8 protein-coding genes are annotated in these 14,783 nt (G+C 45.2%); 4 read left to right on the top strand and 4 right to left on the bottom strand.

The window, feature by feature from the left end; translation table 11 throughout:
- Nucleotides 1-61 precede the first annotated feature (61 nt).
- The gene (locus BM210_RS18645; protein ID WP_256223802.1) at nucleotides 62-3,079 is read left to right on the top strand and encodes a hybrid sensor histidine kinase/response regulator; all 3,018 of its coding nucleotides are present in this window, start codon (nucleotides 62-64) and stop codon (nucleotides 3,077-3,079) included.
- Nucleotides 3,080-3,189: 110 nt separating this feature from the next.
- Here the strand turns inward: BM210_RS18645 and BM210_RS18640 are convergent, their stop codons facing one another.
- Entirely contained in the window at nucleotides 3,190-4,584 is a 1,395-nt protein-coding gene (locus tag BM210_RS18640; RefSeq protein ID WP_091171242.1) for an MFS transporter, read from the bottom strand.
- Between the two features lie 194 nt (nucleotides 4,585-4,778).
- Here BM210_RS18640 and BM210_RS18635 point away from each other — a divergent pair, with 194 nt between their 5' ends.
- Together BM210_RS18635 and BM210_RS18630 are read left to right on the top strand one after the other, a co-directional pair.
- Entirely contained in the window at nucleotides 4,779-5,393 is a 615-nt protein-coding gene (locus BM210_RS18635; RefSeq protein ID WP_091171240.1) for a hypothetical protein, read from the top strand.
- 164 nt (nucleotides 5,394-5,557) lie between these two features.
- Nucleotides 5,558-6,619, top strand: a complete 1,062-nt coding sequence (locus BM210_RS18630; RefSeq protein WP_177237890.1) for an acyltransferase family protein — start codon at nucleotides 5,558-5,560, stop codon at nucleotides 6,617-6,619.
- A gap of 99 nt (nucleotides 6,620-6,718) precedes the next feature.
- On the opposite strand, the gene BM210_RS18625 is transcribed toward BM210_RS18630, so the two are convergent.
- On the bottom strand, nucleotides 6,719-8,035 hold the full coding sequence (locus BM210_RS18625) for a deoxyguanosinetriphosphate triphosphohydrolase family protein (RefSeq protein ID WP_091171235.1): 1,317 nt from the start codon (nucleotides 8,033-8,035) through the stop codon (nucleotides 6,719-6,721).
- Nucleotides 8,036-8,279: 244 nt separating this feature from the next.
- A complete protein-coding gene (locus tag BM210_RS18620; RefSeq protein WP_091171232.1) occupies nucleotides 8,280-11,750 on the bottom strand; it encodes a cadherin-like beta sandwich domain-containing protein in 3,471 nt (1,156 codons plus the stop codon).
- Nucleotides 11,751-12,220: 470 nt separating this feature from the next.
- On the opposite strand from BM210_RS18620, the gene BM210_RS18615 reads away from it, so the two are divergent.
- Entirely contained in the window at nucleotides 12,221-13,579 is a 1,359-nt protein-coding gene (locus BM210_RS18615; RefSeq protein WP_091171229.1) for an FAD-dependent oxidoreductase, read from the top strand.
- 271 nt (nucleotides 13,580-13,850) lie between these two features.
- Here the strand turns inward: BM210_RS18615 and BM210_RS18610 are convergent, their stop codons facing one another.
- Entirely contained in the window at nucleotides 13,851-14,759 is a 909-nt protein-coding gene (locus tag BM210_RS18610) for a family 43 glycosylhydrolase (protein WP_256223801.1), read from the bottom strand.
- Nucleotides 14,760-14,783 lie beyond the last annotated feature (24 nt).

The following is a 14,783-nucleotide window of genomic DNA, read 5'->3' as shown; positions in this document are numbered from 1 at the left end:
GATTACTTTCACATTTCTTATTATTCTTACCAGCATTCGCCTTATCTGGATTCATCACCATATGTCTCCCAACCATCCTGACGTTGTTCAGGGTCAATTGGATCTGCAAAGCTGGGACTTTGCTAAGGAGCGTCCCCTTACATTGGACGGACAGTGGACGTTCTACCCGTATATGCTTCTTCAACAAGAAGCTGACCATAAGCTTGTATGGAGTGATAAAGGTGACTTTGTTCAGGTACCTGGGAATTGGCAGTCTCATTTTTCCAACTTCCCCACCTACGAGGATTCTGCCTATGGTTATGGGTCTTATCGTTTGCTAATTGAGGTAAGTCCCGATTCAAAGCAAAACTACGGACTTCGAATTCCCAGTGTGAATAGCGCCTCACGACTGTTTGTTAACGGCCAGCTTTTGGGTGGATCAGGGCATGTTTCTTCTAATAAAGAGCAGTATGTCGCACAGAACATCCCTTATTCCGTTTCCTTCACAGCGGATCAAGGCAAAATAGATATTGTGTTAGAAGTCGCTAACTATGATAACCCCGTTAAAGGCGGAATTACTCAATCCATTAGATTTGGAAGCAGCCAAGCCGTAAACAATGAAACATGGTTTTCCATGAGCATGCAAGTGATACTGATTTCAGTACTTCTTATTCATGGCATCTATGCTGGCCTGCTGTATCTAATCGGTACACGCCAGAAAGCACTAATTTACTTTTTCCTGCTCAACTCTTTTTCCATTCTTCTGACATTGGTCAACGATGATAAACTATTATTACAATGGGTGGATTTAAGCTTCGAATGGTACTTAAAGCTTACCTATATTTCCTTTTCAGGCAGTGCGGCACTTCTGCTTTTTTTTATCAGACACCTATTGCCCGAATATGTTGAAATTAAACTCCTTCGTTGGCTTTCGAACCTGTATATCCTATTTATAACGATTATACTCTTTTTACCGATTCCCTACATTCATCTACTAGGCCTCGTGTATTTGATGATGTTCCTGCTTACTTTTTTCATCGTTCCCACACTGACCTTCCGATCAGCGGTAAAAGGTGATGAGGACGCGATTTTTTTACTTCTTGGCGCGATTGCGATTTCGGTTAACGTCGTATGGTCCTGTATCAAAAGTATGGAATGGTTCCCGCTCGGTTTTTATCCAATAGATTTCATCATTACCTTTTTTGCCTTTGCCTCAATCTGGTTTAAACGGCATTTTCGCATTACGGCTGAATCGGCAAAATTGTTCGGAAAGCTGCAAAAGGCTGACAAGCAAAAAGATGACTTTCTGGCAAACACATCTCATGAATTGCGCAACCCGCTGCATGGCATCCTCAGCATTGCCCAGGTTGTACTGGATAACGATAAAGATTCCATGAGTAGAAAAAATGCCGAAAATATGGAACTGCTTATTTCTATAGGTCGGCGTATGACCTTTCTATTGAATGATCTGCAGGACTTAACAAGGCTCAAAGAAAAGGGCATCAGCTTGCTCAGAACGAGCCTTCCTATTCAAGCCCTGGCCTCAGGCATATTTGATATGCTCCGTTTCGTCAAAGAGGGCAAACCGATCCGTTTCGTCAATAATATCCCGGAGACTTTCCCTCATGTACTTGCTGACGAAAATCGGCTTATTCAAATCCTGTTCAATTTACTGCATAATGCGTTGAAATTTACGAACGAAGGCAGCATTACGATCCAGAGCGAGCTTAAAAATGGCATGGCGTATATTCTCGTTACGGATACAGGTATCGGGATGAATGAGGAGACGCTGCAAAGAATTTTTCAACCCTACGAGCAAGGTTCTTTAGATACAGCGTCGATAAGCGGAGGCATCGGACTCGGATTAAGCATATGCAAGCAATTGGTGGAGCTGCACGGAGGTACTCTGGAAGTCAGCTCTGTTCCCGGCCGCGGCTCCATATTTACATTTACGTTGGAGTTAGCCGATCCTTCCTTGCTGCAAGAAGAGCCAACAATTACCGATCCAGCTGCAAAATTGAATAGGGTCTCAGCCTTAACCACAGAGTCGTTTGTGGCCGCTGCTTCTGATCCATCTAGGATTAGTGTTACAAAAAATAATGTCTCTGTCCAGGATAGACCGCAAATTTTGGCTGTAGATGATGATCCCGTTAACTTGATGATTTTGAAGGAAGTCCTTCCCTACGAGGCCTACGATATTGTCACTGCTGCTAGTGCTGCGGAAGCTCTGACGCTCCTGGACACTCAAGAATGGGATTTGATTATTGCCGACGTAATGATGCCGCAGATGTCCGGTTATGAATTAACACAGAGTATACGCGACCGTTTTTCCCTATCAGAGCTGCCCATATTGCTGCTCACTGCGCGTAATCGATCGGAAGATATAGAGATCGGTTTCCTCGCAGGCGCCAACGATTACGTGACGAAACCGATGGACGTGAAGGAGCTTTTATCCAGAGTTAGAGCTTTAACCGCATTAAAAAAATCAGTACGGGATCAACTGCGCATTGAAGCCGCATATTTACAGGCACAGATCCAGCCGCATTTTTTATTCAACACTTTAAACTCGATAGCTGCTTTAAGCGACATTGACACGAACCGAATGCGCGCCATGCTTGAAACGTTTGGTAATTATTTAAGAGCAAGCTTTAATTCCCACAATCTGGATCGTCTTGTTCCGCTTGCGCGTGAATTGGATCTCGTTCGGTCTTATTTATATATCGAAAAGGAACGTTTTGAAGAAAGGCTGCAGATTATTTGGGAGGTAGACGAAGATCTAACTTTGCTTATTCCCCCACTTTCCATTCAGCCGTTGGTCGAAAACGCAGTTAGACATGGCGCATTAATGCGTTCTGAAGGCGGAACGGTGACGCTCCAAATCATCGAGCATGCCGAGCATGTGGAAATATCGATCATCGATAACGGCGTGGGAATCGACGACAATACGCTGAAGCAGATCCTTGACAGTACGTCCACTATAAGGGCAGGAATCGGTGTACGCAATACAGATCGTCGGTTAAAACAAATATATGGGAAAGGCCTGCGTATTCAGACCAAGCTCGGTCAAGGCACAACGGTTACTTTTATAGCTTATAAATAAAAAAGTCACTCAAATGCTGTACTCTAATATGTTAAAATTATGGAACAGACATCAAAAAGTCCCTTCCCAGCAAGATAGCAAAATGGGAGGGGACTTTTTAAATGCCGATGTTATTGTGTTTTGAATTTCATTCTTCCATAGCTGCGGAAAAACAGGGTGCCGCCAATCGCAACTGCGACCGTGCAAACGAGCAGCAAATTGCTGTAAAGGTATCCGCCAACCTCATGCATCAACGGATTGACTGGGAAATTCATCAGCTTTTTGTCCAATACTCTGGCCACTGCCGCGGCACCTACCGCTCCCGATATAAAACCTACAAGATTAAATAAACCCATGCCGACACCGGTTTGCTCCATATTAAGCGTCAACGACACACTGTTTGCCAGTGCCGTCTGGATGAATGAAAAGCCGATATACGTGAATACCATTGCGCCGGATATAAACCAGACATTCATTCCCAGCAAGGACGATAACATTATCAGGCTGCAAGCCAATAAAGTGACTCCGATCGCAATGACGATGTTATTCCCCCTCTTATCCGCCAATCCCCCACCGATAGGTCCAAACACTACAGCGCTGATTGCACCAGGGAACAAAATCCAGCCGATAGCGCTCGTATTCAATCCTTTGAGATCACTCAGCAGCAACGGCATCACGAACATTATGCTCATCACGGTGCAGTTAAGGATGAAGCCGACAATCAATCCGCTGCGGAATAACCGATTGGCGAGCAGCGACGGCTCAATGAACGGCTGATCCACTTTACGGATGTGAACGATGAAACCGATCAGCAAAGCAGCACCGATGACAAAATAATACCACGTCGGATTCGTACAAAATAATACGAGCGAAGCGATACTGAGGCCGATCATGGCTGCACCCGGGATATCGACTTTTCCGCCGCGCAATTCATCATCCGGCAGTACCTTACGAAAAAAGGGAATCGAAATCAACGTAAACAACGGAATCAAAAATAAAAATGACCAATGGTACGCTGCAGATATAAATCCACCTAGCACAGGACCAATCCCTATCGCAAAAGCAACGGTGGAGTTCAAGATTCCAAATACCTTACCCCGGTCAGCTGGAGAGAAATATTTTGCAACCACGACCATGATCAGTGCCGGAATTGCAGATGCACCAGCTCCCTGAATAGCTCTTGCCGCTATGACCGCCGGATACCAAGCCTGACAGATGATACCCAAAATAGATCCGACATTATACACAATGATACCGATGACGATGAGCTTCTTGAGACTGTAGACGTCAGAAAGCTTGCCGTAGATGACCGAACCTATTCCGAAAAAAATAATAAAAATCGTTACAACCCAGCTAACCCCCGAAGGTGTCAAATGGTACTGCGCAGCAATACTTGGTGTGGAAACATTAAAAACCGTTTCATTGAGTACGCCGAAAAAAATAATAAAAATAATCCATGGTGCCGTTTTGCGCAAATCAAGCGATACGCCTGAAGGTGCTGGCGAATGGGATGAAGCATCCAGCATGGTAACACTCCTTTTCTCTCTGTGCCTTATCTATGAATAGATGCCTCCAACTTATCACACCAGTTTGGCTGATGACTACGGAAAGCTTTATTTCAATTAAAATTGGCAGCAGCCAGGAGAACCTTCAGGACAAGTAACATATAGGCATTTGCAGCATATGTTGTGGTGAGAACTAACATAAGGAGCTGCTGACGATGATTTCAAAGAAAACTGTTTCCAAAAAACTGAAAAAGACCCGTGGTACTACCCAGGTTCCTGCAACTGTGCAGACATCCGGCACCAGAAGCATTTCGGCTGAACCCAGAGGACTTGGCGCAGGCAGCTTTCCACAAGGTACTGGCGGGGGATTTGCTCCTCCTTATCCGGGCGGTGTCGGAGGATTTCCTCCATCAGGTGGAGGCGGAGGATTCGCTCCTCCTTTCCCAGGCGGTGGCGGAGGATTTCCCCCTTCAGGTGGAGGTGGAGGGTTCGCTCCTCCTTTCCCAGGTGGTGGCGGAGGATTTCCTCCCGGCCCACCTCAAGGAGGCGGACCTGGTGCAAGTGGCGCACCACAATCCCCACCACCGTCATTCATCCCGCAGCAGCAATCTGGTGTGTCAGCCCTAGCCGTTGACCCTGGCAGTATCCGTAGATGTGTCAATCGGTATGTGTACATCTGGCAAAGAAATGGCGACGCCTACTGGATGTTCCTCACTCATGTCGGCCGTAATTCGATATCCGGCTTCCGTTGGTATGGTATTGGCCCTGCAGGTTTTTGGTTGTTTTTTGGCATAGATCTTCAACGTATTGAGCAATTTAATTGCTTCTAAGTCTGTCTATAGGCTTCTAATCAGGGAATGGTTTTCTCCCCTTATCCATCATTTTAAGCAAACATTCAGCTAATCTTCAGGTTGTTATCACCTTATTTTCACTTTCAGATGAGATGATAGCCGTACAGGATAACATCCAAATATTAGGAGCTGAAGTTGAAATCATGGACAATCGCTTAACCATTCCCCTGATTCAAGCCGCTCGGGGTATTGCCGTTGTGCTAGTAATGCTGTTTCACACCTCTTCATTGGCACAGAAATATTTTCATATTAACTTCTTAGGGGTTAGTGGCATGGGCCAATCTGGGGGCTATGCTTATTTTTTTGTGCTGACAGGCTTTTTGATGTTTACTCTATATCATCAGCATTTTGGGAAAGTACACATGTGGGGAACCTTTATGGTTAAAAGGCTGCTGCGTATTTATCCGCTCTACTGGCTTGTGAATGCCGCTGTCATTCCGATCTATTTTATCGTCCCTGCGTTTGGTAACGGCTATGAAACCAAACCTATGGAGATATTTACCTCCTTGTTTTTACTGCCTTACAGTCAAGTTCCAATTCTCGGCGTCGCCTGGTCTCTCATCTATGTCGTGTTTTTTTACTTCATTTTTTCATTGCTGTTCGTACTAAATAAAAAAACGATCCTTGCCCTGTTCACACTGTGGCTGCTGATCGTTGGTTTAACCAATTTCGGTTGGATACATATGAAAGATAACGTCTGGCTGCACTTTCTATTTGACGGGATGCACTTGCAATTTGTACTGGGGATGTTGATTGCGTGGACCATTCGTCGCTTTAACCTTAATAAAGGTGGTTACTCGCTTGCTGCGGGCTTGATGGTTTTTCCTATCGTCTGGGTGCTTCGCTATATGAACCCTGCCTTCGCTTATCCGAATGTGCTGTACACGATTGGATCGTCACTCGTTCTGCTTGGTATCGGATCTATGCGTACAGCGGCTCCCTCATGGTTGGGTTTTGCTCAGTTTCTTGGTAATGCTTCCTATTCGATTTTGCTAACCAGCCTCGGGTTCCTGTCTATTACACTGAAGCTCGCCAAGGCAGCTCACCTCAACATAATGTTGGGTCCCACCATCACGACTGTAATCTGCTTTATGATGGCCTTACCGTTATGCTGTATCTTCTATTGGTATGTGGAGAGACCACTCATTCAGCGTCTTAAATCGATGATGACGGCACCTGCTTTTTCTGCTTCAACAACTCGTTAATTCTTATATACATATACATAACAAAGATGTACAAATATGTGGCGCACATTTGTACATCTTTATTATTTATTCATTTTACTTGCAGCCTTATCCATAAACTCAATCCATTTCATAAATCGATCCGGATTTACTGGCGAACAGCTCCGCGTATACTTTCTCGGCATAAGCGTCCGTCATCCCTGATATATAATCGGCAACCATACGCGGCCAGCTCCATTTGCTCTTATGCTGCTCATAGCTTTGGGTCCAATCCGGAGGAATAATCATTCTTCCCGTTTCATAGACTTTGAAGCTGCCCCATAGGCGCTGAAGCATAATTTCACTGCGCTTTTGCAAGCGCTGAACTCGAAAATCCTTGATCAACGTGACCCAGGCCAACTTTTTCAAAATTTCCATCGTCCGCAGCAGATGCAGATCCTCTTGACCATCACGCACGAAGGTGACTCTTTTCCAACCCTTTGCCGGATCATCAATAATCCCTACCTTTTGGGCAAACATGCTTACCCATCTTGCTTTCATTTCACGCCGTGTACGCGAAGATTCATATTTGCATTCGGCATAAATCATTTCCCATTGTGTCAAATAGTCGGCCAGCACCTGCTTGACCATGGCATGTATATCGACCTGATCCCATCCTACAGCTCCATTACCTTCATCATCGAGGATCTCCTGGATCAAATTTTCAAGCAGTCTGCTGTCAGCAAAAAAAGTCGGATTCATCAATATTTTGCCGGCCCTAATCCCATCCTCAATATCATGGGTCGAGTAAGCAATATCGTCGCATAGGTCCATCAGCTGCGCCTCTAATGTTGCACATCCCTTTGGCATCGACCATGCCTCACGCAAATAGTTGATAGCTTCCCATTCCATTGCGTATACGCCTTTAAGTCGACCTTCCTCCTCCAAGGAGTAAGGGTATTTATTAATTCCGAGCAGCACAGCCGCTGACAAGTCCAGTCCGCTGCCGCTGCCAGCCCGCTTTTCCAGGAACATCAGAATGCGGAAATTTTGGGCATTCCCCTCATAAGCGAGACCATGCTCCTCAGCCAGCAGCCGATCCAGTACCTCTTCTCCCTTATGACCAAAAGGCGGGTGTCCCAAATCATGAGCAAGCGCCGCGCATTCGACGACAGCAGGATCCAGCATTAGTCCGGGATGCTCGCGGGCAGCGAGAAAAGGATACTCCTTCTGCATCCGTCTGGCTACTTCTCGTGCAATTTGCGATACCTCGAGTGAATGGGTCAGGCGTGTCCGATAATAATCGCCGGAGCCTGCACCAAATACTTGCGATTTTCCTTGTAAGCGTCGAAAAGCAGGCGATTGGATCAAGCGTGCGTAATCCTTCTCGTATTCGTCTCGTTCTTCGCTTGAATGTGTATGTTCCGTATCATAAATTCTCATTTTTCGTAAATCCATACCATCGCTCCACTCCTTTCTCTACACAAACGACGTTCCTAAAGGGAACGCCGCTCGGTTTCATAGCTAGTCAAATCATACCTTAGTTTATGCAAAATGTCATCTGTGTGTCAGCTTAGCTCTTACATGTATCGATTTGGGCTTGCAACACTAGTTATACTTAACAATTTATCATCGTGTAAAAAAATCAAAGGACCGCTGTCGGATAGACAACGGCCCCTCTTCTTACTACTCATAGATTCAATTACTTATTGATCAGGTTCGCCTGCTGCAACAATCTTCTCAGCATTGCTGCTGTTTGAGCGCGAGTGACATTGTCATCTGGGGAAATTTTCCCGTTATCCCCTTGCATAATGCTGTTTTTCACAGCGGCTGCAAGATCATTTTTGGCCCAAGCTGGAATCTTGGATCCGTCAGTAAATAATTCTAACTGCTTGGTTACCTCATCGCCCGTCAAACCATTATTCAGCTTAGCAAGCGTCAGTGCACGTGCAACCATTGCGGCTGCTTCTTTCCTCGTAATCGTCAGATCGGGACGGAAGGTTCCATCCTCATACCCGCTAATTAATTTGTAAGAAACTCCCGTTTGTACGACACCTGCATACCAATCGGATGCTTTGACATCCTTAGGCATTTCAGTTCCCATGCCAGACTTTAATCCAAGTGCTCTAACCATAATAGCTGTAAACTCTGCGCGGGTAATGGATTTGTCAGGTTGGAAAGCTTGATCCGTCACACCTTGCACAACAAGTCTCGATGCCATATCATTCACATCTTGTTTGCTCCAGTGAGACTCTACATCAGCAAATGTTTTCGGGCTGAATACGACCGAATAACTGCTGTTCGTTAAGCTATTAATAATCGCATTTATTTTACCATCCAACGTCACTAGCTTAGTAGGCACATGAGTTAGCGTACCATCTGCATTCAGAACAACAGCTGTCGTGATCTGAGAAGCATTAACATCAGCTGGAAGGGTAATCTGGCGCTCAACATAGCTTTGGAATTGGTTAACGGCTACTGTCTTGCCATTCAAGGTAGCTGTAACTTCAAAATCAACAGGTGTGCCCACAATCGTTATATTTCCATCAGCAGCTGATTTTTGTATAGTCGCCGCTGTCGTTGGAACAGATAAAGCGATTTTGATGCTTATCTTAATATCCTCCAGCTTAATATTGCTGCCCAGCTGAGCGGAAATACTGTCGATATTAATTTGTGAAGCCGGAAGCGTGTAAGTAGCGCGATCTGTTTTAATTTCAATCACAACGTCTTTACCTTCCATCGCTTTCACTAGCTTGCCGTTTAATTCACCTACCACCACATCCGAGCTGCCTGTAACAGGAATTGTAAGTACCTTGTTGGATTCTTTTTCCAGTTTGGCTATCACTTTATCATTATCTACAGTAATGATGGTTACGCTTTGATCTCCTATCTTATCCGTTTTCGCTGTAGCTGATTGCTCCTGTACGACACCATCTACGACAATCTTCACTCCGTTTGGTTGTGATACCGTACCACTGCCGCCGCTACCAACGGTGCCACCGCCACTAGATGTTGTCAAATTCTCAGTAAACCGATTTACATTTATTGTATATGTTTTTATAGTTGTACCGTCCTGTGCGGTAACTTCGACTTTTATTGTGTTCATTCCAACATTCAACGGAATATTGAGCGAAGCAGCACCGCTTGCCGTTACAATACCATTCACACGAATCGTTGCTGTTGAGTCGTACACGATTCCAGTTACTGTGACATTATTGATACCGTTAGCTACAATTGTGTTATAGGAAGTAGTGCTGGACGCAAACGCTGGATCCAAGTTGCCTGCGCTTAAGGTCAATGCTTTGAGATCTGCTTTGTCAGAAGGTAATCGATTCGCATGAATCGTGTATGTTTTTATAGTTGTACCGTCCTGTGCGGTAACTTCGACTTTTATTGTGTTTACTCCAACATTCAACGGAATATTGAGCGAAGCAGCACCGCTTGCCGTCACAACACTATTCACACGAATCGTTGCTGTTGAGTCATATACAATTCCAGTTACTGTTACATTGTTGACACCATTAGCCACAATTGTGCTATAGGAAGTAGTGCTGGACACAAACGCTGGATCCAAGTTGCCTGTGCTTAGGGTCAATGCTTTGAGATCTGCTTTGTCAGAAGGTAACCGATTCGCATTAATTGTATATGCTTTTTTAGTTGTACCATCCTGTGCGGTAACTTCCACCGTAATGGTGTTAGGTCCTACATTTAATGGAATATTTTCATAAACGGAGCCGCTAACGGTCGTCACCCCGTTTACTTTAAGCGTAGAATTCTCATTGTATACCGTTCCAGTCACCGACAAGCTGGAAGTGCTATAAGATACCGTTGTCGTATAGGAGTTAGTGCTAGATACAAATGCTGTATCCAAGCTGCCCGGGTTTATCTCCAATGCCTTCAGGTCAGCGTTATTAGATGGAAGAATGGTTATCGATACGGTAGCGGGACTGGAATCGACCTTGCCATCATTCGCTACGAATGTAAAGCTATCACTTCCTGTAGCGCCTGCTGTCGGTGTATATACAAAAGCTTTACCGCCAGCGACGGTTTGAGTAACCGTTCCTTTATTTCCTTGAGAGATAATTCGATAAGTTAATGGATCCGATTCTGCATCCGTTGCAATCAAATCGCCAGTCAATACCGAAGTATTCATCACACTATAAACTGCATTGGAAACGGTAGGTGCAGTATTGGCTGGGGGAGCGGAATTGCCAAGATCGTCCAAAGCCGCATTCAGATCAGGGTTGAGACTTTCAATATACTCGAAAGTAACGGATTGTCCGGGCGTCAGGTCTCCAAAAGCAAATGCCATTGCAACATAACTATCAGCAGTGGTCTCAGCTTTTAATAACTTGCTCCCATCTGTGTCATATACACTCGCTGCATAAGGATCAGCTCCGCCTATACTTGCTCTAGCGCGAGGATCGGCAGAAAATAAAATAAACGGATTACCCGTAACGGGTCCTTTCGCTATAACTACAGCTTGAGCATCCAAAGGGGGATTTTTAATAACCGAATTTTTAGTATCGTAATCCCCGTGATAATCCGCATCCACATCCGGATCTACAGACCTCGCGTAGCGTGTGTCATAAAGAGTATCCGTTTCACTTACATTGGTTAAAATCACATTGACTTTAAAACCTTTATCGTTTTCCGAAAAAGAGACAGTTTGCTCAACCTTAAGCTTCCCGCTTGTGGTCGTACCTTCCGTTTTGGCAGCAAGTGTGCTAACGCTAGATATGTCTGTAGTTACACTCGGAATTTGTATTGTACCGCCTCTTTCATAATTTTGAAACTTTTTAATGGTACCTGCAGCTGAACCATCACGATACCCAACTATGAACGCTTCATAAGGTGTTCCCGGGAGAAAGTAATCCCCGCTATTCATAGGATTTCCCGTATCATAACCATCTCCATCAACATTGAACCCCAAATTTGTTATACGGGTTGGATGAAATCCCGCTGGAGCAGGACTCGCCGAGCCAAAGGAGCCGCTCTTGGAAATCCCGACTTCTATATAATTCCCTCCCAGGAAGACGTCATCGCCTACTGTAACATGTCTGGCTCCAGTGGCGGCAAACGCTTGGGCCGGGAGGATGATGGAACTAACAAGTGTTGCCAGTGTGCAAATCTTAGTTATAAAATTCAACCGTTTTCGTTTACTTTCAATCATGATCTACAATTCCTCCTCGAATACATATAAAATTAAAATGCTTTTTGAAATGGCTTTGTTTGAAATAATAAATGAAATATGTCTTCGCTCCCATCGTCCTTTCATAACAATATCGATTTTTGGGTTTGTGTGGTTTTCAAAAAGATCAATGAATTTAGTTCATTTCTACCCTATTTACATAGCTTATAATAACAGCAGTTCAAGCTTTTGAGGATACGATAATACAGAATTCGTCAAAATTTGACTTTCATTTGATTGTGATTTGAAAATTCTCATATATCGCACGGTTACCTACACTTTCTCTCAAGTCAACCGCTCCCTATCTGATTTGGGTTTATCTAAAATGATTCCATACAGTGCTATCGTCTTTTAAACTAAACTTAAACTAAACTTGTATCTTTTTTTCTTTTATAATAAGCCTATACATGCGACAAGATAGTCATTTCGTACAAAAAGGAGTGAAACAACTCATGACTCATAAGATCCATAACCAACGCATCGAGGCCGATATCGTTGTATGCGGAGGAGGGCCTGCCGGAGTTTGCGCAGCAATTGCAGCTGGGAGAAGCGGTAAAAAGACGATTTTGATCGAACGGTACGGTTTTGTTGGCGGAATGTCTACGGCGGCACTCGTCTATCCGTGGATGACATTTCATACGGTAGAGGGCAAGCAGGTGATTAAAGGCATCGGACAGGAGATCATTGATCGTTTGATGGCACAAAATGCATCACCGGGGCATCTCAGGGATACTGTCGGATTCGTCAATACGATCACCCCGTACCATCCGGAGGTTTACAAAATATTGGCGGTCGATATGCTGCAGGAGGCAGGTGTCAAACTGCTGCTGCACAGCTTTGTCGACCACGTACAAGTGAACGGCGAGCGAATCGATGCGGTCCATATCACGACGAAGTCAGGCAAAATTGAAGTGCGAGCACAGATCTTTATCGATGCGACAGGAGATGCCGATATTGCGCATTTAGCGGGTGCACCCTGCCTCTCAGGTCGGGACGAGGATGGCAAAACACAACCAATGACGATGAAATTCCGCATGCGCGGCGTCGATTTGCCCAAGGTGAAGCAGTATATGCTGGATCATCCAGATGAATTTTATAAAAAAACACCATTCAGTGAGCTTGCCGAGCTGCCACTATCCGGTGTATTGGGATTCTTCAAGCATTGGAAGGAAGCGAATTTGCCAATCAACCGTGATCAAGTATTGTTTTTTACAGGTCCCAATGACGACGAAGTGTTGGTTAATACAACGAGGGTGCAGGGATTAAACGGAACGAATGTCGAGGATTTGACAGAAGCCGAGACGCTTGGACGCAAGCAGGTCATGCTGGTGGCCGATTTCATGCAAAAGAATTTGCCCGGATTTGAGCGTGCCTCCATCTCCCAGGTGGGTGCCCAAATCGGTGTGCGTGAATCGAGGCGGATCGATGGGCAGTATGCTCTACAGCAGGAGGATGTAGTTACCGGACGTCGGTTTGATGATGTCATAGCACGCAGCGGATATCCGATTGATATCCACGACCCCTCCAATAATACAGTAACAGCCGCTTGGGTGAAGGGCGACGGCGCTTACGATATCCCTTACCGTTGCCTGCTTCCCCGAAAAATTACTAATTTACTGACTGCGGGACGCTGCATTTCCACAACTCATGAAGCCTTAGCAACCACGCGCTTGACACCCAGCTGCATGGCGACCGGACAAGCGGCGGGAACTGCAGCAGGATTAGCTGTAGAGTACGGTGTAATTCCCCAACATATCGATGTGCGGGAGCTGCAGCGTAGGCTGCGAGAAGGAAATGCCGTATTAGACTAACAACAGCCCGAGCGGAGAAAGCGGGCCCTTTTGGAGAAACGAAGTGTTCGCCTTTGCTGACGGATTCTTACCCCTATAGGGCCAAGAATACAAAGAATCTGGCTGCAACAGCGATTGGAAGAAGGGTCTGCTTACGCAGCGCCTCTTTGCTGGCATGATGTTTAGTTCATCTGATATAGAATTTGATCTACAGAATATGTGAAATCATAGGATACAAACTAAACAAGAGGCAGCCCAATTGGACCACCTCTTGTTTAGCTGCATCATGCGCTTACTTTTTTACTGATGGAATATGACCTTCCCATACAATCTCTACATTAGACAAGTACCAGGTCTTGCCCATATCATTATTGCCCTGATAGAACAAATAAGTGCGGTCCGTTGCCTCATCTACAAATACAAAAGGGTGCCCTGACTCGCTTGAGTTCCAACTTCCCTGTTCACCATTCGGAAGAAAGGGCTCGGTAAACAACCTCTCCCATCGAATACCATCGTCACTCACTGCACATCCGATTTGCTGAGGACAATTATTATATGCCCCTCCATAGAACATAACCAGCTTATCGCCCCGCTTACACGTTGCTGCAGCCTCCACACACTGACCCTCCCAAGGATACACGGGTTCCAGTATCGTGTCATCACAAGCTTGTGTCCATGCGTCACGCCCGAAACCTGAGTTTAGCGCTGCTGTTGCTACTCCCTGGATTTGAACCTCACCCTTAGGATCGCGGGTAGCAAAGTACATGAACAGCTTCTCATTAAAAATGATAACATCGGCATCAATAGCTCTGCCATTATTCCATGCTCCTGTTGGTGAAAATACCGGATTTGTCGCGTTTCTGACGAAATCAATGCCGTTATCCGAGACCGCATGGCAGATCGCATCTTTCGGACCATTACCATAAGTCTGATAAAATAAATGAATGCTGCCCTCCCATACAATAGCCCCAGGTGCGCAAAAACCATTTTTCTCGTACGCGTGCTCCGGCTTTATTTCACCGACGGTCTTCCAATTGTGCAAATCCTCACTCACAGCAATTCCGATTGCCCACCCATCCTGCTCGCGTCCATCTTCAAAAGAAGGAATGGAGTAATACATCCAATAGCTATCAAGAAACCTCACGACTGCAGGGTCCTTCGAATACGGTTTACCTCTAGAATTATCTGCAAAATGCATCATCACTCAACCCACTCCTTATTTTTT

Source organism: Paenibacillus sp. 1_12 (assembly GCF_900114475.1).
Taxonomy (GTDB): domain Bacteria; phylum Bacillota; class Bacilli; order Paenibacillales; family NBRC-103111; genus Paenibacillus_S.
This window is presented reverse-complemented; position numbering and strand designations above follow the sequence as displayed.

Excerpts from the sequence above, each read along its gene's own strand:
- BM210_RS18630 (WP_177237890.1), top strand. The coding sequence starts at position 5,558 with ATGGACAATCGCTTAACCATTCCCCTGATTCAAGCCGCTCGGGGTATT.
- BM210_RS18625 (WP_091171235.1), bottom strand. The coding sequence starts at position 8,035 with ATGGATTTACGAAAAATGAGAATTTATGATACGGAACATACACATTCA.
- BM210_RS18615 (WP_091171229.1), top strand. The coding sequence starts at position 12,221 with ATGACTCATAAGATCCATAACCAACGCATCGAGGCCGATATCGTTGTA.
- BM210_RS18635 (WP_091171240.1), top strand. The coding sequence starts at position 4,779 with ATGATTTCAAAGAAAACTGTTTCCAAAAAACTGAAAAAGACCCGTGGT.
- BM210_RS18610 (WP_256223801.1), bottom strand. The coding sequence starts at position 14,759 with ATGATGCATTTTGCAGATAATTCTAGAGGTAAACCGTATTCGAAGGAC.
- BM210_RS18620 (WP_091171232.1), bottom strand. The coding sequence starts at position 11,750 with ATGATTGAAAGTAAACGAAAACGGTTGAATTTTATAACTAAGATTTGC.
- BM210_RS18645 (WP_256223802.1), top strand. The coding sequence starts at position 62 with ATGTCTCCCAACCATCCTGACGTTGTTCAGGGTCAATTGGATCTGCAA.
- BM210_RS18640 (WP_091171242.1), bottom strand. The coding sequence starts at position 4,584 with ATGCTGGATGCTTCATCCCATTCGCCAGCACCTTCAGGCGTATCGCTT.